This is a genomic window from Pseudoalteromonas sp. OF5H-5 (assembly GCF_021530695.1).
In the GTDB taxonomy this organism is placed as follows: domain Bacteria; phylum Pseudomonadota; class Gammaproteobacteria; order Enterobacterales; family Alteromonadaceae; genus Pseudoalteromonas.
Genome location: NZ_JAKGBF010000003.1, coordinates 386,552 through 409,235, shown reverse-complemented (window position 1 = coordinate 409,235; position 22,684 = coordinate 386,552). Strand labels below are relative to the sequence as shown.

The window sequence follows — 22,684 nt, the reverse complement described above, 5'->3', positions numbered from 1 at the left end:
TATTAGGCTTTATTGTTATCAGATGAGCTGGTGGCGCTCCGTCTCCATATTCCTGCTAATATCGAGCCGCTGACATTATGCCAAATAGAAAATAGGGTACCTGCTACGGCCGCCGCAGGAGTAAAAAACTTCATGGCAAGCGCAACAGCAAGCCCCGAGTTTTGCATGCCCACCTCAAAGGCCATGGTGCGACATACCTTCTCGTCAAAACCGAGCCGTTTCGGAATGAAATAGCCCAAAAGTAGCCCTGTAGTATTGTGCAGGATCACTGCAACCAGCATAACGAGCCCGATGCTTTCAAGTTTAGGTTGATTAAGAGCAACGATCACTGCAATGATAAAAACGATTGAGAGCATTGAAAGTAAAGGTAGTATCGGAGTTGTTTTGATAACAGAGTGCGCTAGTGGTTTGGCAAACAAGGTATTGAAAGCAACGCCCACAGCCACCGGAAGTAGTACAATTTTTAGCAGGCTCGTCAACATATCAGAAAACTGAATATCAACCACCTGGCCAATCATCAATGTGGTAATTAGTGGCGTTAAGAACACGCCGAGTAAAGTACTAATCGCGGTCATAGAAATCGATAACGCGACATCTCCTTTGGCGAGATAACACAAAACGTTACTAGCCGTGCCGCCAGCAACCGTGCCCACTAAAATCATACCAATTAATAAGTCAGTTTCTACGCTCATTGTGGTTGCAATCAAGTAGGCAACACTCGGCATTACGGTAAATTGAAGCAGTACACTAACGCAAATGGCTTTTTTGTTGTCAAGCACGCGTAAAAAGTCTTTTGTAGTGAGGGTTAAACCCATTGTGAGCATGATCAACATTAATAACGGAATAATACTGCCTTTAAACGCGCTAAATAGAGTTGGAAAAAGATAGGCAACTATTGAGCAAATAACGGCCCAGATTGGAAAGAGCTGTACTATTCTACTCATTTTTCGCCTTTAGTTCCGAGTTTGCTGTACAGAAGGGCTGCAAAAATAATAGCACTACCAATACCAAGGCGAACGAGGTCAGCTTCTCGGTTCCAAATCAGCAAATTGACAATGATCCCAGCTGGGATCAGCACATTGTTCATTACCGCGAGTTCACCCACCGAGACGCGGGTCAGTCCTAAGTTCCAGACGTAATATCCTACGCCTGAAGCAATCAAGCCTAAATAAATCAGTATTCCCCATTGTAGATTAGTACTTGGGAGTTGCTGGGTATTGCCGAATAACATAAACCCAATGGCGAGCACGAGGGACGCACCAATAAAGAAAAAACCGAAACTTTGATGGTGTACCAGCTGGTAATGGTTACTTAAGCGTTTGTAACTTACTTGGCCTATCGCAAAGCAAAGGTTTGCGCCTTGCACTAGTAGCAAGCCAAAAAGGTAATCGCTAGTAAGCTCTGTAAATCTAATGGTGATTGCACCAATGATAGCTATGAGTGCAGACAGCAAAAAGGTGGCATTGAACGAGCGGTTTAGTAAGTCATTGAGTGCAGTAATATAGATGGGTGTCATCACAGTGAATAGCAACACTTCAGGTACGCTTAGGTATAAAAAAGAATGATAGTAAAAGCCATACATCAGACCAATCTGCACTGCACCGATTGCCATCAGCTTGATTATCAACTCTTTATTCACTGAGTTCAATTTCAAAAATGGAATAAACACAATTGCAGCAAGCAAGGTTCTAGATAAAGCGCTAAACCAAGCATCGACTTGGCCTGCCAAATAGACACCAATTAAAGAAAACGAGAACGCCCAAAGTAAAGTAACAATCCAAAGTAATGGCATGGTTAATTAGTTGTAATTTTTAATCCCACAATTGTATCACGAGTGTCGTAGAAAATTGACTGTTCGAAAAAAACGATGATAACAATCTTTATAATGTGATTTTAATTTATGGTTATTCGCATAGAATGGCCTGTGTATTCACACTTACATCCCTTCATTGTTTTACCCATGATGTGTTTGGCCGCCGCTGCGGCCTTTTTTTTTAGTCTATTATTTCGATAATCTCTACAGCTGACTCTCAGCGTTTAAATCCCTTGCCATTAAGTCGAATGAACATGGCCTTCTGAACTTATTGTGAATTTTATGTTTTTATTGGGTTAAAATAATTGAATTTTTTATTTTTATTGTGTAGTTTATTTTTTAACCAAGGTTTCTTGGTTGTTAACATAATAAATATAAGGAGAGCAAGATGAAACAAAAAATAACTAAGATACTTGCAGCTATTGCACTAGTTGGTACCTGCAGCGTTGGCGCAACAGAGTTGAATTGCGACCTACAAGTGAAAAGAGGTGGCAACGTCATCGGTAACGGACAAACCTGCTTTGGTATGGACTTCTCATTTGGCAACTCAACTACAGGTAAATTTTACTTAACAAATATCAGCAAGCCGATTAACAAAGTGATTTGGAATGGTGATGCAAACTGCTCCGGAGGTGTTGAATGTGCACTTACTGTTTATGCGTATCAAACACATACAGCAACGGCGACTATCTTATACAAAGATGGCACATACGAAGAAACGAATGTATCACGTATCTCGTATGAAACTGGTCACTAAAAATTACTTAACTTATTCTTAATCAAAGGAAATAATAATGAAATCAACATTAATTGCTTCAGTATTGGTTGTACTAGGTGGCCTGTCTTTTAGTTCGCAAGCGGCAGATTTAAAATGCTCTTTGAACGTGAAATCAGGCGGTAATGTGTGGGGTAATAATACTAGCTATTGTTCTGGAATTGATTTTTCTTTCGGTAATTCAACTTCTGGTAAGTTCTATATCGCAAATGCCACTAAAGCGATTAGTAAAGTAATTTGGAATGGTGATGCGAACTGCAGCGGTGGTACGACGTGTAACATGACCATTCGTGCTTATCGTCAGTACAATGCGACTGCAACTATTCTTTATACAGATGGTACATACGAGACGACAAACTCTGCTCATATTGACTATGAAACAGGGTTCTAAGTCTCGACTTTTATAATAAAACAGCGGGAAAGCCTTTTCCCGCTTTAGGTATTAACCTAACAAAGCCTCAGGGTTGAAGGAAGAAAACCGTTCAGACACATCTATAAGCGTTGGCATAAAGGGCATGACACCTTTGTGTTCACAAGTAAACGCACCACATTTCACAGCAAAGCTAAGTGCCTTTTTTACGGTTGGGAAGTTTTGCACTAGTGTATCTTTTGAGATCCCATGTTGGCTGAGTTGAAATAGAAACCCTGCCATTAAGCTATCCCCAGCGCCGGTTGTATCAACCGCATCAATAGTAGGAGAGGCGACGGAATAAAAGTCTTTAGCTGTTAATATACTGCAAGGGTTTGGCCCATCGCTTGAGATCACCGCTTGTACGCCGACACTAAGTAACCAATCTAAATAGCTAGCCTCTCTCATGTTCTTTTCTTCAGCAAGATATCTCAGCTCATCTTTACTTACTTTTAATATGTCGACATAGGGGTAGCAAGCCTCTATACGCTCGGATAAGCAAGATAAGTCCTGCCATAGATTCAAGCGCAGGTTAACATCAAATGAAATTAATTGATTATGAGCCGCAGCAGACTTTAATAACGCCATGGTGGTACTTGTCACTTCTGCATCGGTAAGCGTGTTGGAGCAAAAATGAAATATCCCGTGATCTGGCCATTGCAAATGCTCAAAGTCTTTTGGGCGGATTGCAATATCAGCGGTACTGTTGCGGTAAAACGAAAAGCTTCGTTCTCCTTGAGCGTCTAGGTGGACGATAGCCAAGGCGGTTTGCGCTCCTTTTATGGATACACAATATTCGGTTCCAACAGCATATAGCGCCAAGGTTGATTTTAATTGCAGCGAAAAGGGATCTTCAGCAAAACCTCCCACAAACCGAGCACTGCCACCAAGTTTAGCAAAGCCTACCGCCACATTCGCTGGAGCGCCGCCAGCAATAGGTTTAAAGCTACCGTCGCCGGTAGGTAACAAATCGATAAGCATCTCGCCAAAACATGTTAATTGCATAACTACTACCCCTAATTAGAAACGGTATTTTAAAGTGACAGACGTAGTTCTGCCGTTAATACTGCGAGCGCGAATAATATTGTTAGTTGGAATTACACCTTCCTCGGCTTCTGTTAATCCAGTGGTATCAAAGAGATTGTTTACGTTTAACGCGATATTGAAGCGTTCAGTCAGATCATAACTTGCAAACGCGTTGACCTGAGTGTAACCGTCAAATTTTAACTCGTTGTTGTCTTGTACGTACGCGTCAGTGGTGCCGATTAGGCTTAAACCGATAGCACCTTGATCGAAGTTATATTTACCCAATAAGGAATAAACAAAGTCAGCTTGCCGTCTTGGCGTGTTACCCTCGACTTCGGGAGTGAGTGCATCTTTTGCGATTTCAGCATCGGTCCAAGTTAAGCTACCTCGTAAGTCGAAGGAGCCAATAAAATAGACACCTTCAAGTTCAATACCTTGTGCTTCGTATTGCCTGTCAAAGAACTTTTGGCTGGTTGCCTCAAAGTTTTGCTCTTCTGTTTCGGCGTAAAATAAAGTTGCAAATAGACGACCTTGTTCAAACTTTTGTTTGATACCAAATTCATATTGTGTCACTTCATCCACAGCGTCTTCATCAGCAACACTGCCATCAATATTCACTTTACCGAACAATAGTCTGTCTGCATTTGCACGACCGCCCTCACTAAATCTGCCGAATATGGCGCTGCTTGAGGTCATTTGGTAGTTTGCGCCGACAGAGTAACTTGTGTAGCTCCAATCGTAATTAACTACATTGGGGTTAGCGAGATCGATGGCTGCAACTTGCTCCTCTGGCTTCGAAATAGTGCCATCACGGTTGATATCTACACGAGATGTTACAGCACCTGCAAATGTACCTGTCGCTTTACCTGAATCATGACGCACACTCGCATCAACTGAAATATCGCCGAGCTTTGTTGAAAAGGCGATATATGGGGCACGAGTATCGTATTCAGTGTCGTAGTTGCGCTGGCAGCAATTTCCCCAATAGGGCGTACCGTAGGCATATAATCCGTTTTCAGAATATGCAGTGCCATCCGCAGCGGCCACGTTGACAAGCGCTGCGTTATCTCCTTTAACCTCGAGCAAGTATGAATTCCATAACCAAGACATATTGATATTTTGCGATGACATGAAGTAGCCGAAGGTGAGTGACGTGTCAGTACCAAATGACTTGGTGAGCTTTAGGTCATTCATGATGTTGTCGAAATCATTCATTTCCACTTCGAAGGTATGAACGCGCATTAGTAGTGCTTGATTGAACGCTTGATCCGTTTTTGGTCCGTTGGCAAAGGTGAGTGTTGCACCGGTACCGGCTATGCTCTCGGCAATTGCTTGGCTATTAGCGACCTCAGCAGGGAAAGGCGACATAAATGTGCCTGAGATACTCGACTTTCTGGACCTGTTTTCGATTTGCCAGTCATTACCTAGTTCGAAATTTGCTTCAAAGCCGATACTATCAACAACAGGGTGCATTCCGTCTCGCATATCCCCTTGACGAATTTGATTGTTACCACCTAAGCCTTGCGTGGCGGTGAAATAAACAGAGTGAGGTGTATCTGACAGTACATCAAAGCCGCTGATGGAGTCGCCATTAGAATACATTGGCATAGGAAGGTAGCCTGCTGTTTTATCATCAAGGTGTTTTATATACAAACGAACGTAGCCACTTTCAAATTCCTTGGTGATATTGGCTTTGAGTTGGCCGCCTTTATTTGCGGTATAGCCGGTGTCACGTGGGCCTTCACCTTGACGCACAAAGCCACCAATATGAAATTTTATGTCGTCACTTAAATAACTCCCATACTCAAAATCAGTTCTAAACTCGTCATAATCTAAACCAAACGTGGTGGCAACACTGCCTGACTCATTTTCACCCGTTTTTGAAATCAAGTTGATAATGCCTCCGGGAGCGTCGCTGGCGGCAGTCGAAGCCGAGCCACCACGAATAGACTCGATTGACTCCACGGTATTATCAAGGCGCATAAAAATATCGGCGTTACCAAAAGCAATGTCACCAAACTGCAAAATAGGCAAGCCATCTTCTTGTAACTGCAAAAATTTAGCGCCACCGGATGCGACAGGAAGACCACGTACAGCGATATTTGCATTACCTTCACCACCGGTTGATTCAGACCTTACACCAGGAATTAGTTTGAATGCTTCAGCGGTAGTTCTGGGGGTTGCAACAGAGATTTGTTCCAGTCCTATGCTGCTAACAGAAACACTCGATGCCATAATGGTTGTTCGCTTTGGTACACCCGTTACGACTATTTTCTCGAAGCCATCGGCAGGCGTAGTGTGTGCTTTTTCTTCAGCGGCCGCCGAGTGAGAGATTGCAAGCGTGAGTGCGCTGAGTGTAAATAGGGTGGTTTTGATTGTTGTCATCATTTGCCTCTTGTTATCGTTGTCAAACTCGTGCGGTCTATTAAAAATAAACTTAATCGATTAAGTTTATTTTTAGCACAATTTAATTTGGTTGCAATTAAAAATTAATCAATAATTCAAACAAAATTTTAATGCTTTGGTTTTTATGAATTTTAACCCGCGAAAAATTTGTGGTTGGAGGGGTTACACTCGCTGCAACTTAGCGTTTTTGCTCAATAGTAAGCGGGCAGGGTCCTTTAACCAGTTGTACAGCATGGCCGCAAAGAGTAAAAATGCAAACCCGTTCGCAAGTACAAAGCCATAGCTAACATGGCCAAAGTAATCGCTCACCATACCCATCAGAAGTGGTGCTAGCGCAGCAGAAAGTGCGGTGAAGAACAACATCACACCAGCAACAGAGCCATGCTGAGCTTTGTCAAAACAAGAGATCCCTTTTGAGTTTAATGTTGGGTAAATCATAGACATAAATAAACCACTTAGCGGGAGCGTATAGATAGCGGCATTAACACCATAAAGATAAGTCAAAAAATAGCATACAAATATAGCAAAGCTCAGCGCTAGCATTACGCTTTGCCAACGGTACTTAGCGAGTAACCATACAGCCATAAAGCGACCTACTGCACGTAAAATAAAAAAGATGGTGAGGGCATAAGTTGCAAGCCAAGTTAAATCACCTTGGTAATCCTGTAATAAAGTGGGCATCCAGACATAAATTGCGACTTCAGTTGCAACGTAGAGTGCTATGGCGAGGGAAAAGCCAAGTGCATATTTGTTCTTGAGCATCGCTGCTGTGTGTGAGAGGCCCGCATTGTTTTGTGCATGAGCGGTATTAAACTTGGGAAACTCAGTGCTTAAAGTCACGATACTGAGTATTAAGCACAGCCCACCAGCAAGCACATAAAGATAGGTCCAACTCACCCCCTGTATCAATAGATAACTGACAATTGCAGGGCCAATTATCGCGCCGATGGCAAAGAAGCCTTCGACTTTATTCATGGTTTGAGTATGTTCTTGTGCGCCGTCAGAAATGTCGCCTAGAAGAGCGAGGGCCCCTGTTTTAAATAGGCCAATGGCTAATCCAATCACACATAAAAGCATTAAAAACATGGTGAAAGTTTCACCCAGTGCGAACAAGAAACATGCGGATGAAAATAGCATGAGGCCAATTAACACCGTGAGCTTACGACCTATTTTATCTGCCAAAAATCCTAAACATAAGCCGCTAAAGGCAATTAAAATCATTGGCGCATAGTGAAAGGCGCTGGCTTGGGTCATGCTAAGTTGATATTCGCTGATCAGTGTTGGAATGATCACGCCAACGGCGTCTGATGTCATCGCAAACATCAAAAACATCATATAAGTTAACCAGCGCAATGTGTTGAGCTGAGTGTGATTCGACTTGCTGCTCATTGTTCACCTCTTGAAGGGCTTTGTTATGTAGCTGGTCTACTTCTTTACATAAGACTGAGTGTAATACTAATCTGCATTAAGCGAATTATTTTTAGTAGAACGCTACGATAAAACTTGATTATTGTTTGTTCATGATTAAAGATATAACTTAATCGATTAAGTCTCAACTTTTTTAATGAGTAAATTATGAAAAACCAAGTTCAGTTGATCACGTATGCTGACCGCCTGTCTGGCGGCGGCCTTGCACAATTAAATACGTTACTAACGGGCCCGTTAGCTGGACTATTTGGTGGTGTCCACATTTTGCCTTTTTACTATCCAATTGATGGTAGTGACGCAGGTTTCGACCCGATTGACCATGCCAAAGTCGACGAGCGATTGGGCGATTGGCAACATATTAAGTTGATTGCCGAGCACTATGAGGTAATGGCAGATCTTATCGTTAACCATGTGTCAGGAGAGTCAGCAGAATTTGCAGATGTGTTGGCTCATGGCCAAGAGTCACAGTTTTGGTCGATGTTTTTAAAAGAAGAAGATGTCTTTCCTGATGGCATCACGCAAGTGCAAGCGCAAGCAATTTATCGTCCGAGGCCTGGAAGTTGCTTTTCTAAAAAGGTGTTAGCGAGTGGCGAAGTTGTAGATTTTTGGACCACTTTTACTGATAACCAAATTGATATTAATGTTGAGTCAGAAGCGGGGCGCGCTTATTTAGAAAAAGTCTTAACATTGTTTGCAGACAGTGGAGTGAAAATTATTCGACTAGATGCCGCAGGATATGCAATCAAACGCGCAAATACCAGCTGTTTTATGACTGATGAGGCCTTTGCTTTTATCAATCAATTATCTAAGCGCGCCAATGAACTTGGCATGGAAACCATTGCCGAAATTCACAGTTATTACAAAACTCAAGTAGAGGTTGCCAGCAAAGTCGACCGTGTTTATGATTTTGCGCTCCCTCCGCTTATTTTACACAGTTTATTCAATAAAGATTTTTCGGCTTTAGCCAAGTGGTTGGACATTGCGCCGCGTAATTGTCTAACGGTGCTGGATACTCATGACGGAATTGGCATTATTGACGCAGGGCCTGAAGGGGATAAACCAGGGTTACTCGATGCCAATCAAATTGATGCTTTGGTTGAGCAGATCCATAGCAACAGTAATGGTCAAAGCCGCAAGGCAACCGGCGCTGCAGCGAGCAATGTCGACTTGTATCAAGTCAATTGCAGTTATTATGAAGCCTTAGGGAAGCATGATTTTTATTATTTAGTAGCAAGAGCAGTTCAGTTCTTTTGCCCTGGAGTACCACAAGTTTATTACGGTGGTCTATTGGCGATGGAAAATGACATGGCGCTCCTTGAAAAAAGTAATGTTGGGCGCGATATCAACCGCCCTTATTTGGATGTAGTGATGGTGGAAGCTGCACTCGATAAACCTGTCGTGAAGGGTCTGCAAACTCTAATTAAACTGCGTAATACTTGCTGCGCATTTGATGGCAATTTTGCAGTAACATGCCAAGGCTCAAATCTGGTTATAACTTGGGAGGGCAATAATGCCAAAGCGGAGTTGCGAGTTGATCTCGCAAAAGATGAAGCCATGATTAAAACTTCTGAAAACGCAACAGAGCAGAGCTATAACATTCAATCGCTGCTTTTCTAACCATAGCGAGGAGCCAAAGTTGCGCGTAGAAAGCTGGCTTTAAGTTCCTCAACATCGATTATCCTTGGTAGCGGCTCGCAATCTTAGTTGAGCTGCTATGTATAGATAAATATCAACAAAGCGTAATTGACATAGCGGATTATCTATATAACAATAAAGTTATATAATTAATTTGTTATGTAATGATGAAGATACTTTTTCTTTGTTCTGGAAACTCAACGCGGTCAATTTTAGCGCAGGCGCTAACTAACTTTCATGGCGGTTCGGATGTTCATGCCTATAGTGCAGGCACTAAGCCGAGCACCGTGAATGCGACTACGCTTTCAATGCTACGCCGTTTAGGGATTAATACGGACAATCTGTACAGTAAACACCTCAATGAGTATAAGGACGAACACTTTGATGTGGTGGTAACCTTATGCTCTGAAGTGCAATCTGAATGCGAAGGTAAACTGCAAGGAGAACATGTCCTTGCGTGGGATATTGCGAGTCCAGCTGAGCGAAATCGCAATAATGCTTATGAGCAAACCTTGTTCGACATCAATGAACAAGTTATTTCCCTACTACGCGAAGGTAAGCCACAACATACGCTACTTACACCCTTGCAATTTTATAAATCCTTAGCGGATGAGATCCGCTTAAAAACGCTTGCCATGTTGATGGTGGAAGGTGAGCTATGTGTTTGCGAGCTAATGGCTGCGCTTGAACAAGATAGCCAACCCAAGGTGTCACGGCATTTGGCGCAGCTAAAGAAGGCTGGAATTCTATGTGATCGCAAGCAAAAACAATGGGTATTTTATTCTATAAACCCAACGCTACCGCTATGGATGAAGGCGGTGATAAACGCCACGGTTATGCATCAACCAGATTATATAAAAGCTGAGTTAGAGAGGCTAAATGCGATGGGCGAACGGCCAACACGCATGGCAACTTGCTGTAACTAATAATTAGATTTTGGAGTTCTTATGACAATTAAAGTAGGGATCAATGGTTTTGGTCGAATGGGGCGTTTGGCGCTTCGCGCTAGCTTTGACTGGCCTGAAATCGAGTTTGTACAAATTAACGATCCTGCGGGCAATGCAGAAACCCTAGCACACTTGCTAGAGTTTGATTCTGTCCATGGTAAATGGCATCACAGTGTGTCTTTTCAAGATGAACAGATCCAAATAGGTGAAACAGTGTTGTCGGTGACTCAAAACAAAGAGATTGCGCAAACCGACTGGTCTCAATGTGACGTCGTGATCGAAGCATCCGGCAAAATGAAAACCAAAGCTTTGCTGCAACAGTATTTAGATCAAGGCGTTAAGCGTGTTGTTGTTACGGCACCGGTAAAAGAAGAAGGAGTATTGAATATTGTGATGGGAGTGAATGACCATCTATACGACGATATGCCCCACCAAATCGTTACGGCCGCTTCTTGTACCACAAATTGCTTAGCGCCCGTGGTAAAAGTCCTGCAACAAAATATCGGCATAAAGCACGGTTCGATGACGACTATTCATGACATAACCAATACGCAAACCATTTTGGATGCGCCACATAAGGATTTACGCCGCGCGCGGGCCTGTGGCATGAGTTTAATTCCGACAACAACAGGTTCAGCGACTGCTATTACCCATATCTTTCCAGAATTAAAAGGTAAGCTAAATGGTCACGCTGTTCGTGTTCCGTTGGCGAATGCTTCATTAACAGACTGCGTGTTCGAGGTCGAGCGGCCAACTACAGTGGAAGAGATTAACCACTGGATGGCGCAAGCTGCTGCTACTGAGCTTAACGGAATTTTAGGTTATGAATCAAGACCACTAGTTTCTATTGACTATAAAACGGATCCTCGCTCTAGTATCGTCGATGCGCTATCTACAATGGTAGTTAATGGTACTCAGGTTAAGTTGTACGTGTGGTATGACAACGAGTGGGGCTATGCAAATCGTACCGCGGAATTAGTACGTAAAGTCGGATTGTCGTTAGGCGAATAAGATATCATGCAGCTGCGCAATATACCTCAAGATATCAAGCAGTACCTCATTGTGACAGGCAACTATTGGGCGTTTACCTTAACGGATGGTGCGCTCAGAATGTTGGTGGTGCTTTACTTTCATCAATTGGGTTATAACCCGCTTGAAATTGCCATGCTATTTCTCTTCTATGAAATTTTTGGTGTTGTCACCAATTTAATTGGAGGATGGCTTGGCGCACGCATTGGCTTAAACCGCACCATGAATATTGGGTTAGGCATACAAATAGTGGCATTATTGATGTTGGTTGTACCAGCGCACTTGCTCACCGTGCCTTATGTTATGGCAGCACAGGCGCTCTCAGGTATTGCCAAAGATCTCAATAAAATGAGTGCCAAAAGTGCGATAAAGGCCATCGTAAAATCGGGTGAAGAAGGGACCTTGTTTAAGTGGGTGGCAATACTTACCGGCTCAAAGAATGCGCTAAAAGGCGTCGGATTTTTTCTTGGTGGGTTGTTGCTTACCTTACTTGGCTTTACTGGTGCGATGTGGTTGATGGCAATCATGTTGCTATTAGTGTGGTTGTTTAGCCTTATTAGCTTAAAAAGCGATTTAGGCAAGGCTAAAAGCAAACCCAAATTTAGCGATGTATTTTCAAAAAGCCGAGCAATTAATATGCTGTCAGCCGCGCGATTGTTTTTATTTGCCGCACGGGATGTTTGGTTTGTGGTTGCGCTTCCTGTCTTTTTATCGCAGCAGTTCGGTTGGGATCATTGGTGGGTTGGTGGTTTTATGGCTACTTGGGTTATCGGTTATGGCATCGTGCAATCAACAACACCTAGATTTATTCGTCGTGATACGTTTGCATCAACACCAAGTAAAGTCAGCGGATGGGCGTTGTATTTAGCGGTTATTCCGCTGTTGATTGCAATCTCACTTCAAGCGCAGCTCTGGACAAGCTTAGCTGTAGTAGGTGGGCTTTTACTCTTTGGTATTGTGTTTGCTATCAATTCATCCCTTCACAGCTATCTTATTGTGAGTTTGGCCGATAGTGATGGAGTGTCACTTGATGTGGGCTTCTATTATATGGCGAACGCTATCGGGCGATTACTCGGTACTGTGCTATCAGGTTGGATCTTTTTGGAGTATGGTTTGGTGGCTTGTTTAGTGGTATCAAGTGTGATGTTGTTGTTGGCAGGGATCATTTCCTGCAGATTACCCAGGCGAGTCTAATTGATAGGGGGCAATTAACAGCTCTGCCCCATTTTTAAGGTATAGCCAAGCATTACTTTATCATCGCTTTTATTTAAGAAGAGTTTGGCTGCTTCTCGGCCTTTTTCTTCACTATTTTGATGAATGGTAGTTAAGCTGGGACTAAAGCGTAGTGCTTCATCAACGCCATCAAAACCAACGACTTTAAGATCCTGCGGTATCTTTACACCAAGTTTTTTGGCTTCTCTTAACAGCGGTAGTGCAATTAAGTCACTCATACACAGCACGGTATTAGGCCTTGGTGAGAGGTTAAGTAGTTCTTTTGCGGCGATATTTGCAAACCTTTCGCTGCTTTCAGGAATATTCCACACTCTGTCTTCGCCAAGTGTTAACCCACGCTCTTCAATGGCTTTGAGATATCCGCTATAACGCTGATGCGCAATAGAGGTCTCTATGTCTGTTAGGTTCTGCTCGTATACGCGGCATAGCAAATCAGTGTCTAATAATCTCAAACCAAAAATAGCAACATCACTATTGTCGTTTAATGCTTTACTCGCTACATCAAAGGCGGCTTGTCGGTTGTCGATATTAATACTGGCATGTGCGGGCAAATCAAAGTCAACCGTCACAACCTGTTTGCTAACATTCGCAAGATGCTCAATTAACTTGGGATTGCGCGGGCGGCCATAACAAATTAAGCCGTCGACGAAATCGACAATGTCTCCGACATTATCTGCGGTGCCTGAGAACAAGAGTAGGTTAATATGCTGAGCTTCTAAAACGCTTGCAACTCCTCGCATAAAGCTACTTGCAACGGGATCTGATACCATATATTCAACGCTATCGGGTAGTACCAGCGCGACAATGTTAAACGAGCCCTTACGCAGCGATTGGGCTGCCTTGTTAGGTCCAAAATAACCCAATTCTTTACAGGCTTTTAGGATTTCTTCTCGTTTGGATTTAGAGAGTTGATCTGGTCTGTTAAAAGCATTCGATACAGTTGCATTTGACACACCTAATTCCGCCGCAATGCTTTTGAGCGTCCATTTTTTTTTGTCGTTACTCATTGGCAGGACCCCTTAATACAGTCAGGCATATGGCAATGGTTTAGTTCATCTTAACTAGTAAACACCTTAAATAACAAGCAATAATAGATTATTGTCGCAATCTAGTTTAAAGAAAATAGTCAATGAGGTATGATGCGCCATACTTTTATTGCAAATTGTTCTCATAATCAATGACATTAGATAAACTTTCCAAAAATAGCGCAGCGACCATCACTTCTCTTACCCATCCAGATACTGCGTTACTGAGTCGAATAATGGCACTTGGAATTATTCCTGGTGAGCAAATAGAAGTCATTAACGTCGCCCCACTTGGATGCCCGATGCAAGTGAAAATTGGTGACACCTTTGTGAGTGTGCGTAAGGCCGACGCACAGTTCGTTGAAATTGAAGTTTTATAAGTTATTAAGGGCTCACGTATGAAAATTGCGTTAGTGGGCAACCCGAACTGCGGGAAAACCACATTATTTAACCGCCTGACCGGCTCTAAACAAAAAGTAGGGAATTGGCCAGGGGTAACTGTCGAGAAAAAATTCGGCTATTTTGCTTTAGAAAACACAAACGTAGAATTGGTAGATTTGCCCGGCTTATATAGCATGGAGCAAATTGAGCCAAGCCAAGATGAGCAAATCGCGTGTGACTTCCTAAAGCAAAATGAAGCTGACGTCATCATTAACATCGTGGATGCCGCAAACTTACAGCGAAATCTAGTATTAACTTCCCAGCTGAAAGAATTAGGCAAACCTATTCTCGTTGTTGCAAATATGGTTGATGTCGCAACACAGCGTGGGAGAACGTTAGATTTAAAAAGACTCTCTGAACAGTTAGGGTTACCTGTAGTGCCATTCCACGGTGCTAAAGGTACAGGGCAAGAAGCGTTGTTGGAACAACTCGCACAGATCACTCGTTTTCCAAAAGCACCTGAGACGGCAAACACCGAGAGTGCCAGCAGCGATCCCCTCGAAAAAGCGGTTGCTCGTCACCAAGCAGTGAAAAAATTGGCTGATGGCGTAAGTATCATTACGCCAAAACGTGCAGATACGACAGAAACGCTTGATAAAATCGTGCTCAACCGCTGGCTTGGTGTACCTATTTTCTTAGCCATGATGTATTTAATGTTTACCATTGCGGTTAATGTTGGTGCTGTATTTATCGACTTTTTTGACATCGCCGTGGGCGCCTTACTTATCGATGGTGTAAAAATCTTGCTGGCAGATATTGGCGCACCTCAATGGCTAGGTGTGTTATTGGCTGATGGTTTTGGTGCGGGTATTCAATTAGTGGCGACCTTCATCCCTGTTATTGCGGTGCTGTATCTGTGCTTATCTATTTTGGAAGACAGTGGTTATCTTTCTCGGGCCGCGTTTGTTATTGACCGTTTGATGTCATCCATTGGTCTACCGGGCAATGCTTTTGTACCTTTGATCGTTGGATTCGGCTGTAATGTGCCTGCGGTTATGGCGTCAAGAACGATGGGTCGAGAGTCCGATAGATTACTGACGATTATTATGGCGCCATTTATGTCCTGCGGCGCACGTTTGACGGTATATGCGTTATTTGCAGCGGCTTTCTTTCCAACGAACGGAGCCAATGTTGTTTTTGGTCTGTATTTGCTTGGCATATTGGTTGCGGTAGGTTCTGGCTTTTTATTTAGAAAGCAAGTATTCAAAACGCAAAAATTACCCTCATTTACCGAGATGCCAGCGTATCATATGCCAATTTGGCGCAATATATTCATTACCACTTGGCAGCGTCTGAGCGGCTTTATCAAACGTGCTGGCAAAACAATTGTTATGGTAGTTATTTTACTCAGTGCATTAAACTCGATTGGTACCGACGGTTCGTTTGGCAATGAGAATACAGATAAGTCACTTTTGGCGAAGGCTGCACAAGTGGTCACGCCAATCTTTGAGCCAATAGGGTTAAAAGAGGAAAACTGGCCTGCTACGGTTGGTGTTGTGACTGGTATGTTTGCCAAAGAAGCCATCGTCGGTACTTTAGATGCGCTTTATACCGGTGCCGAAGAAGAAGGTGGAGAGTTTTCATTATTGGCTTCGTTAAAAGAAGCGTTGATGACCATAGTAGACAATAGTAAAGATCTTATCGCAAACCTTGGTGATCCACTAGGACTTAACGAATTAGAGTCAGGCGCTGAAAGTGGCACTGCGCTACTTACGGCAATGGCAGCGAAATTTAATGGTCAAATCGGTGCATTTAGTTATCTTGTCTTTATCTTACTCTATACTCCTTGTGTAGCGGTATTAGGTGCAATTAAGCGTGAATCTGGCGGTAAGTGGATGTGGCTTGTTATTGGCTGGACGACCTCAATTGCTTATATCATGGCGACTTTAGTTTACCAAGCTAGTCAGTTAAGTACCTCGCCGACGAGTGCTTCACTTTGGATTGTAGCGATGTTGTTGTTTGGATTTGCGTGGTGGAAAGGGTTATCCCGACTTGGCAATAAACTTAACCAACCGCCAACCTATCAGATAAACTTAGGTTAGTTATTCAAAAGTTTGGTTAATTACGGCGCTTAGAGCGCCGTTTTTTATTTTTTGGTATCAAGCAAAAAAAAGCAGTGTTAACTGAGTCAACACTGCCAACAACTCTAAATCAATCAAGGGGAGTCTTCGAAAAGGAGATTACGCCGCTTTATTGACGGAAGGGTGACGCAATAATGAAAGATTTATGACTGTGAAAATTTCACTTTGCTTCTTGCTAAAAATCGCTTAATTTTTAGCTCTATTCTTGCTGCTAACCGGGACAATAATGATAACCACTGATACTCCTCTAATTTTGCGCCATCTTGATACTATCCATGCGCTGATCTCTAATTCTTATTGGGCAAAACAAATGCCTAAAGCATTGCTAGAAAAGGCCATTCAAAATAGTCTGAGCTTCATGTATTTGGATGATAAAGGCGAGTTTCAGGGCTTTTGTCGCGTGATAACTGACTATGCTACCTTTGCCTATCTTGCCGACGTGATAGTTGAGGATAGTGCCAGAGGTAAAGGGGTAGGCAAAGCGATTGTTCAAGCCGTGGTTGAACATCCAGAGCTACAAGGCTTAAGGCGTTTTATGCTGGCAACTTTTGATGCGCATACTCTATATGAAAAATTCGGCTTTGCAGCGGTGCCAGATCCGAGCATTTTGATGCAGATCTGCTACCCCACTATATATTCGGATTTACAAGATTAATTGCAGGATTTCGGTCATTTATATTTTGTTTTTTAGAACGAAGACTGGATAAATGCACTTACCCTGAACATAATAAAGACGATAACAATAACAGGTGTCTTTATTATGTTACTGCTCGCGACTATCTATTTGGCTGCTGCGATATTGGCGGTGCCAATCGCTAAACGGCTAGGGCTTGGCTCTGTGCTTGGATACTTATTGGCAGGGATCCTAATTGGTCCTCACCTTCTTCATCTTGTGGGGGAGCAAACGGACGTCATGCACTTTGCCGAGTTTGGTGTAGTGATGATGCTATTCTTAGTCGGGCTTGAGTTACAGCCCAAAAGGCTCTGGACGATGCGCCGCTCTATAGTTGGTCTCGGTGGCTTACAAGTGGTTATAACAACAGCTGTACTCTATTTCGCGATTGATTTAGCGCTTGGTTTTTTGTGGCAGCAATCATTAGCCATCGCGTTAATGTTGGCACTGTCTTCTACCGCCATTGCACTGCAAACCTTAAATGAAAAAGGCTTAATTAAACAATCTGGCGGTCAAAATGCGTTTTCGGTGTTGTTATTTCAAGATATAGCCGTGATCCCCATTCTCGCTATTATGCCGTTGTTAGCATTTAGTGATTTGGCTGTGAGTGATGGCCACGGCAATTTATTACACGCTTTTCCGACTTATCTCCAAGTGATTATCTCTGTTTTTGTCATTTTGGCTATTATCGCTGCTGGGCATTATGTTGCCGCGCCGTTATTTAGGTATATTGCCAGCACTCGAATGCGCGAACTATTTACCGTGGTGGCGCTATTTATCGTTATCGCAACCGCGTTATTGATGCAAAGCATCGGTTTATCCCCTGCGCTCGGAACATTTCTCGCGGGTGTTGTTCTCGCGGAAAGTGAATTTCGCCATGAATTAGAAGCCGATATCGAACCGTTTAAAGGGTTACTACTTGGCCTCTTTTTCATGACAGTAGGCGCATCAATCGACTTTTCCTTATTGGCACAAAAATGGTTATTTATTTTAGCGTCAGTGGTGCTATTAATGGGGTTAAAGGCGGTTATTTTATATTTGTTGGCAACGGCGTTTTCACTGCATAAGCGAGCGACATGGTTATTTACCGCAGCCCTGTGTCAAGGCGGTGAGTTCGCGTTTGTACTCCTTTCGGTTACTGGCAGTTTAGCAATCTTAACTCCAGATCAAGTCGCGTTAGTTACACTGGTTGTTGCGGTATCTATGCTCGGATCGCCCCTCATTTTTATTCTTTATGACAAAATAGTTGAACGCCAGGCCAATACTCCTCAAGAACAAGATAGCTTAGAGACGATGGAAGCGACACAAAACGTTATTGTGGTCGGCTACGGGCGTTTTGGCCAAGTGATAGGGCGTTTGCTTCATGCACAGGGTTATCATTTATCGATTTTGGATCACAGCCCAAGCCAAATTGAATTACTCCGTCGCTTTGGCAATCAAGTGTTTTATGGCGATGGTGCTCGATTAGATTTACTCGAAGCCGCAGGGGCTCACGAGGCGCAAATGCTGGTCGTGGCGATTGATGAGCCAGATAAAACCCTCGAAATCGTCAGGTTGGCGCAGCAACATTTCCCTAACCTAAAACTTGTAGTTCGTGCGACCGACCGTCGCCATGCCTACCAACTGATAAAATTGGGTGTCACTGCGTTTGAGCGAGAAACCTTTGTCTCTGCTGTGAAGTTAGGTGAACAGGCGCTCAAGTTATTGGGCCATAGTGAAGAAGATGTCGCACGAGCGGGTTACCTCTTTACCAAACACGATGTTGAATCTATGCATATGCTCGCCGATGTGTGGGGAGACGATGAAAGCTATGGTATTGCGATCCGTCAGCGTATGGCTGACCTCAAACAGGTGTTGCAGGCGGACGAAAAAGCGCAAGAAGATCTTAATACCTGCCATGGTGAAGATTGTGAAAATAAACCATCAACCATTGAACAATAACGCATAAATATTAGGTTAAATCAGTATGTTGAGAGTGACATTAGAACAGTGGCGAATGTTTAGAGCCGTTGTTGAATATGGTGGTTTTAATCAAGCTGCCAAAGAAGTGCATAAAAGCCAGTCAAGTATCCACACTGCGGTCCATAAAATTGAGGAATGCCTTGGTGTTAAGCTTTTTAGAGTCGAAGGGCGAAGAACCCTGTTAACCGAAGCGGGTGAAATGATGCTGCGCCGTGCCAATTATCTCTTGGAAGAAGCGGCAAAAGTGGAAGCGGTAGGGCAGACGCTGGGCGAGGGAGTTGAGAGTCAATTGCGCATTGCGGTCGATGAAATTTTCCCACAGCAGGTACTCTATAAGGTGCTAGAAAATACATCTGCACAATACCCTTTATTGCGTGTCGAGTTGGTCGAGTCAGTATTAACAGGCGCATCAGAACTTTTACAAAATACCGACGTAGATATCGCCATTTCTCCGGTTACTTTACAAGACGGGTTCAGTGAAGAGTTGTGCCAAATCGAGTTTGTTGCAGTGGCAAATCCCAATCACGCATTACATCAATTTGGTCGCGCGCTTACATTCGAAGACTTAAAATCCCATCGTCAAATCGTAGTGAGAGACTCTGCAATCTCGCGTAAAAAAGATGAAGGTTGGTTGGGGGCGCATCAACGTTGGACGGTGAGCCATATGACGACCTCGATAGATATGATAGCGCAAGGCTTAGGATTTGCTTGGTTACCTATTCCGGCTATTAAAACGCAACTAGACTCTGGCGTCTTGAAACCACTACCACTTTCGCAACATAGTCAGCGTAAAGCACAGCTTCATCTTATTTTTAAAGATGGTGACAGGCTTGGGCCCGCCGCGCGCGCTTTTATTGGTGAGTTAAGATATCAGTGCATGCAGCTAGAAGGTTCTGTTGAGTAGAATGGTTGATATTAAATTATCAAATTTTATTCGTTTCAAACAGGCAATAGACTAAGGTCATCAACATGCGTTTGGAGCGAAACATGCGATATATTCGAAAAGCACAAGATAGAGGTAAAGCAGATTTTGGCTGGTTGCAAAGCCAACATAGTTTCTCATTTGGTCGATATTATGATCCCGCCCACATGGGATTTGGTAATCTTAGGGTGATCAATGATGACACAGTACTTGGTGGTCATGGCTTTGATACTCATGGTCACCGAGATATGGAAATTATTTCCTATGTCATTGACGGTGAATTAGCACATCAAGATAGTATGGGTAATCAGTTTACTGTGGCGGCAGGTGAAGTTCAGAGAATGAGCGCCGGTGGTGGCATTCTTCATTCAGAATATAATGCTTCAAAGACAGCGCCTGCCCATTTTTTACAAATTTGGATAGAGCCAAAGCTTAAAGGCATAACGCCGAGTTATGAACAAATTCAAATTAAACAAAGTAGTGCACTTACGCCGATTGTTACGCCTACAGGCGCACAGGGCACTCTGAGTATCAATGCAGAAGCTGAAATACACCGCTTGCAGCTACATCAAGGTCAACAGATTGAGCTGAATGCGCACGCGCAAAAAGCCTATTTGCACATTGTTGGCGGCGAAGCGACGCTCGATGGTGAGGCATTTCAGCAAGGAGATGGCATCGGTCTGATTGCTGATGACAACATGCAGGTTACGGCATTAACAGATGTTGAAGCGCTGTGGTTTTTATTACTTAACTAAGCAAATTGGTATTAAATTCAGCGCCTAAAATTAAAGGAATTGAAGAATGACAGAACCAATTCAACTTGCAGTAATTGCCCTTGTCGTTCTGCTAAGTGGTATTTCAAAGTCTGGCTTTGCAGGCGCGTTAGGGGCGTTTTCTGTTCCAATTTTGATGATGGTGTTGAATCCAAGAGACGCCATTGCGTTGATGCTTCCGCTACTTATCGTCGCGGATGTTTTTAGCCTGAAGAGCTATTGGCGCTTATGGAATGTGTCAGAATTAAAGCGGTTATTGCCAGGTACGCTAGTCGGGATAGCTTTAGCAACGCTTTTTCTTCAAGGCGTCAGTGAATTTTGGCTGACGGTTGTGATTGCAGCGATGAGTATAGTATTTGCGCTTAAAAGCTTACTGATTAAAAATACACCTGAAAGTGTTGGGCACTTGAGACTACTGGCCGCGAGCACCTCTACCGCGGCAGGTATCTCCACGACCTTAATTCATGCTGGCGGCCCACCACTCATGGTGTATTTTAACGCTCGAAAATTGGAGCCAACGGCTTATATCGCGACGGTTGCAGTACTATTTGCACTGATGAATGTGATTAAGTTGGCGACCTTCTCCGCAACTGGGTTGTTACAGTGGCAACATGTGCTGCTTGCTATCTGTTTTACACCTTTAGCGTTGCTTGGTAATAGGCTCGGTGTGCACCTAGCGAAACGCTTACCTAAAAAGCAATTTTTGCTGGTGATGAATGGACTACTGCTCATGCTTGGACTGGTATTAATTGGTAAATTGTTGTGACTGTGTAGGCTTACCAACATGCAGCAAAGTAAATGCCCACAACATGTTGTGGGCATAGAAAACTATAACTGTTCTTCCATCTCTTTTTGATACTCATCTGCAAGTTGCGACTTTTCACTTTTATCAAGTACTTTACCCGCTCGCTGGAAAAACGCTTGCTCTTCGTCAGCCAAGTGGTGCTCAACTTTGTCTTTGAGTTTTTTCAATTTAGTTAGCCAACTAGGGTCGGAAAACTCCGTATTATCCAGTGCCTCAATTAACTCATCAATCTCATGATGCTCCGCGATACCGTGGCGAGAGTCTTCGATCGTCATATCGCTTTCCATTAATGGGGCGTAAAAGTATCTTTCTTCTGCGATGGCATGTGCCTCTAACGCGTCTTTCAACTCTTTATAGTACTTTTCGCGGACCTTTGAATCACCAGACGTTTCTGCCAACATGTTCAATAGGGCGCGTTGATGATCATGATCTTGCTTTATTGCATTAAAAATTTCCATGTAGATTACCTCTTATTCTAGGGCCTGTTGACCTTTCAAGTTTGTTTTTGCAGCAGTTTGATTGGTATTTATACAAGGCAGAGCCTGCGTAGCATAGTTATTCTATGTAAGTTAGGCGATAACACAGTAGAAATTCCAATCAAGCGCTGCCGTTTGGGTTCGCCTGAGTGCGCTTTGTTCATTGTTGCTCAACTTTTGCCTAGATTACTAGGCGGCAAGTCGAGCGTCGCGATCAAAACACACTCAGGAGAACAAAAATCAAACAGCAAAGGTCAACAGGCCCTAGTTTAAAACGTCTGCTTTGGTGCTGTTTTTAAAAAACGACATGAGTTTGCTACGGTGCGCCTCATTATTCGTTTTAATGATAAGCAGCCACTTGCCCTCTGCGATTTTATTCATCACCGCCTGATTAAACGCATCTTTGTCTGGACGCAAAGAAATAAGGCCCGAAGCAAATAGCCCTAAAAATAAGCCGGGGCTTAGTAAAGCGATAAACGTTAAATAAGGATTAGCTTGAGTGAAAGCCGGTCCATAACTTACCAATAGTCCCGCGATGAGAAAGCCTAATATCACCCCCATGCTGCCAAGGTACAAATGCCAATTAAGCATGTTTTTGGCAAGGCGACTTTCGCTTTTAGGCTCAAGTTTTTTGTCGGCATCTTTGTCATACGGATTAACCAGTTCTAGATGCTCATGTTGAACAAGGTGGCTGTTTAACAATTCATTTTGCAATTTTTCTGCGGCTGCTTTCCCTGTTAGAACGGCCCCAACTCTATGATCTGTGTAGGATAATATTTCAAAAGTATCCATTACTCCTCCTAATTTCGTTGCAGCTTGTAATTA

The 22,684-nt window shown here is 43.2% G+C and carries 21 protein-coding genes; 13 read left to right on the top strand and 8 right to left on the bottom strand.

The window, feature by feature from the left end; all coding sequences use genetic code 11:
• Positions 1-2: 2 nt before the first annotated feature.
• Positions 3-944, bottom strand: a complete 942-nt coding sequence (locus tag L1271_RS06645) for a bile acid:sodium symporter family protein (RefSeq protein ID WP_235367405.1) — start codon at positions 942-944, stop codon at positions 3-5.
• On the bottom strand, positions 941-1,792 hold the full coding sequence (locus L1271_RS06640) for an EamA family transporter (protein ID WP_235367404.1): 852 nt from the start codon (positions 1,790-1,792) through the stop codon (positions 941-943). The genes L1271_RS06645 and L1271_RS06640 overlap by 4 nt, the downstream gene beginning before the upstream one ends.
• Before the next feature lie 409 nt (positions 1,793-2,201).
• Here L1271_RS06640 and L1271_RS06635 point away from each other — a divergent pair, with 409 nt between their 5' ends.
• Positions 2,202-2,570 carry a hypothetical protein gene (locus L1271_RS06635; protein WP_102057963.1) on the top strand — a complete coding sequence of 123 codons (369 nt, stop codon included), beginning with the start codon at positions 2,202-2,204 and terminating at the stop codon, positions 2,568-2,570.
• A 37-nt stretch (positions 2,571-2,607) separates the two neighbouring features.
• On the top strand, positions 2,608-2,979 hold the full coding sequence (locus tag L1271_RS06630) for a hypothetical protein (protein WP_174169317.1): 372 nt from the start codon (positions 2,608-2,610) through the stop codon (positions 2,977-2,979).
• A gap of 51 nt (positions 2,980-3,030) precedes the next feature.
• Here the strand turns inward: L1271_RS06630 and L1271_RS06625 are convergent, their stop codons facing one another.
• From L1271_RS06625 to L1271_RS06615, 3 genes are all read right to left on the bottom strand, one after another.
• Positions 3,031-4,002 (bottom strand): carbohydrate kinase family protein, encoded by a 972-nt coding sequence (locus tag L1271_RS06625; RefSeq protein WP_235367403.1) that lies wholly within the window; start codon positions 4,000-4,002, stop codon positions 3,031-3,033.
• 15 nt (positions 4,003-4,017) lie between these two features.
• A complete protein-coding gene (locus L1271_RS06620; RefSeq protein ID WP_235367422.1) occupies positions 4,018-6,408 on the bottom strand; it encodes a TonB-dependent receptor domain-containing protein in 2,391 nt (796 codons plus the stop codon).
• A 183-nt stretch (positions 6,409-6,591) separates the two neighbouring features.
• Positions 6,592-7,818, bottom strand: a complete 1,227-nt coding sequence (locus L1271_RS06615) for an MFS transporter (RefSeq protein ID WP_235367402.1) — start codon at positions 7,816-7,818, stop codon at positions 6,592-6,594.
• A 186-nt stretch (positions 7,819-8,004) separates the two neighbouring features.
• Between L1271_RS06615 and gtfA the strand changes: the two genes are divergently transcribed.
• The 4 genes from gtfA (at position 8,005) to arsJ (ending at position 12,662) form a co-directional block, all read left to right on the top strand.
• Positions 8,005-9,474, top strand: coding sequence for a sucrose phosphorylase (gene gtfA, locus L1271_RS06610; RefSeq protein WP_235367401.1), 1,470 nt, complete (start codon positions 8,005-8,007; stop codon positions 9,472-9,474).
• A gap of 182 nt (positions 9,475-9,656) precedes the next feature.
• Positions 9,657-10,418, top strand: a complete 762-nt coding sequence (locus L1271_RS06605) for a metalloregulator ArsR/SmtB family transcription factor (protein ID WP_235367400.1) — start codon at positions 9,657-9,659, stop codon at positions 10,416-10,418.
• Positions 10,419-10,439: 21 nt separating this feature from the next.
• Positions 10,440-11,450 (top strand): ArsJ-associated glyceraldehyde-3-phosphate dehydrogenase, encoded by a 1,011-nt coding sequence (locus tag L1271_RS06600; RefSeq protein WP_069019406.1) that lies wholly within the window; start codon positions 10,440-10,442, stop codon positions 11,448-11,450.
• A gap of 6 nt (positions 11,451-11,456) precedes the next feature.
• On the top strand, positions 11,457-12,662 hold the full coding sequence (gene arsJ, locus L1271_RS06595; protein WP_235367399.1) for an organoarsenical effux MFS transporter ArsJ: 1,206 nt from the start codon (positions 11,457-11,459) through the stop codon (positions 12,660-12,662).
• A gap of 14 nt (positions 12,663-12,676) precedes the next feature.
• Here arsJ and L1271_RS06590 read toward each other — a convergent pair whose 3' ends face one another.
• On the bottom strand, positions 12,677-13,708 hold the full coding sequence (locus L1271_RS06590; protein ID WP_235367398.1) for a LacI family DNA-binding transcriptional regulator: 1,032 nt from the start codon (positions 13,706-13,708) through the stop codon (positions 12,677-12,679).
• 170 nt (positions 13,709-13,878) lie between these two features.
• Here L1271_RS06590 and L1271_RS06585 point away from each other — a divergent pair, with 170 nt between their 5' ends.
• From L1271_RS06585 to L1271_RS06555, 7 genes are all read left to right on the top strand, one after another.
• Complete coding sequence (locus tag L1271_RS06585) at positions 13,879-14,106, top strand: FeoA family protein (protein ID WP_010605304.1); 228 nt, start codon at positions 13,879-13,881, stop codon at positions 14,104-14,106.
• A gap of 18 nt (positions 14,107-14,124) precedes the next feature.
• The gene (feoB, locus tag L1271_RS06580; RefSeq protein WP_235367397.1) at positions 14,125-16,209 is read left to right on the top strand and encodes a ferrous iron transport protein B; all 2,085 of its coding nucleotides are present in this window, start codon (positions 14,125-14,127) and stop codon (positions 16,207-16,209) included.
• A 265-nt stretch (positions 16,210-16,474) separates the two neighbouring features.
• Positions 16,475-16,903 (top strand): GNAT family N-acetyltransferase, encoded by a 429-nt coding sequence (locus L1271_RS06575; RefSeq protein WP_235367396.1) that lies wholly within the window; start codon positions 16,475-16,477, stop codon positions 16,901-16,903.
• A 105-nt stretch (positions 16,904-17,008) separates the two neighbouring features.
• Positions 17,009-18,862, top strand: a complete 1,854-nt coding sequence (locus tag L1271_RS06570; protein ID WP_102057975.1) for a monovalent cation:proton antiporter-2 (CPA2) family protein — start codon at positions 17,009-17,011, stop codon at positions 18,860-18,862.
• A gap of 25 nt (positions 18,863-18,887) precedes the next feature.
• A complete protein-coding gene (locus L1271_RS06565) occupies positions 18,888-19,787 on the top strand; it encodes a LysR family transcriptional regulator (protein WP_235367395.1) in 900 nt (299 codons plus the stop codon).
• An 83-nt stretch (positions 19,788-19,870) separates the two neighbouring features.
• The gene (locus L1271_RS06560) at positions 19,871-20,560 is read left to right on the top strand and encodes a pirin family protein (RefSeq protein ID WP_235367394.1); all 690 of its coding nucleotides are present in this window, start codon (positions 19,871-19,873) and stop codon (positions 20,558-20,560) included.
• A 46-nt stretch (positions 20,561-20,606) separates the two neighbouring features.
• A complete protein-coding gene (locus L1271_RS06555) occupies positions 20,607-21,344 on the top strand; it encodes a sulfite exporter TauE/SafE family protein (RefSeq protein ID WP_235367393.1) in 738 nt (245 codons plus the stop codon).
• A gap of 62 nt (positions 21,345-21,406) precedes the next feature.
• Here L1271_RS06555 and L1271_RS06550 read toward each other — a convergent pair whose 3' ends face one another.
• Entirely contained in the window at positions 21,407-21,841 is a 435-nt protein-coding gene (locus tag L1271_RS06550; protein ID WP_045990043.1) for a hemerythrin domain-containing protein, read from the bottom strand.
• A 282-nt stretch (positions 21,842-22,123) separates the two neighbouring features.
• Positions 22,124-22,651, bottom strand: a complete 528-nt coding sequence (locus L1271_RS06545; protein WP_102057981.1) for a hypothetical protein — start codon at positions 22,649-22,651, stop codon at positions 22,124-22,126.
• Positions 22,652-22,684 lie beyond the last annotated feature (33 nt).